A 630-nucleotide genomic window follows, 5' to 3' on the forward strand; every position below is an offset into this window, starting at 1 on the left:
GAAGTCTTTGGAACGAGTGAACCGGATGCCGTTGATACGAATCAACCCGAAGACGTAACCCAAGAATAGGTGATTAAATGCAACCAAAACAATTGGATTTTTACACCGCCAAGGTCGAAGAAATTTACAACCATTTGAACATCCGCATCTTGGAAACCGTGACCCAACGTTTGGCGAAAGGTGACCGCGAAACAATCACCATCCCCGAATGGCAAATCAACAAACTTGCCGAAACGGGTCAATTGACCAAAGAAACATTGAAGGTCATTGCCGAGGTTGCCGGAAAAGCACCCGAAGAAATCGAAAATGCCATCCGTCAAGCCGGCTACGCTACCCAAAAAGAAGTGGATAGTTTGATGGGTGGGCATCGAATCATTCCATCGATGAACCCGATGCAAATCTTGTTGACCCAATACATCAACCGTGCCAAATACAACTTGGACAATCTAATCAACGAAACTTTGATGACCCGCCAAGGTTTTGGCACGGTTGCCCAAATGTATCGGGATATTGTCAACAAGACCGCCGCCGAAGCTTTGACGGGGGTTGCGACATTAGACCAAGCATTGCAAAGAACACTCAACCAATGGGCGGAAAAGGGGATTCCGTCCGGTTTTGTGGATAAGGCGG

Annotated in this window: 1 protein-coding gene; it reads left to right on the forward strand. The window is 47.3% G+C overall.

From position 1 onward, the window contains the following. Window positions 1-77: 77 nt before the first annotated feature. Window positions 78-630 (forward strand): phage minor capsid protein (locus N1032_RS26100; RefSeq protein WP_259543542.1); only part of this gene is annotated, 553 nt, incomplete at its 3' end.

It is taken from the genome of Herbiconiux daphne, from assembly GCF_024979295.1.
Taxonomy (GTDB): domain Bacteria; phylum Actinomycetota; class Actinomycetes; order Actinomycetales; family Microbacteriaceae; genus Herbiconiux; species Herbiconiux daphnes.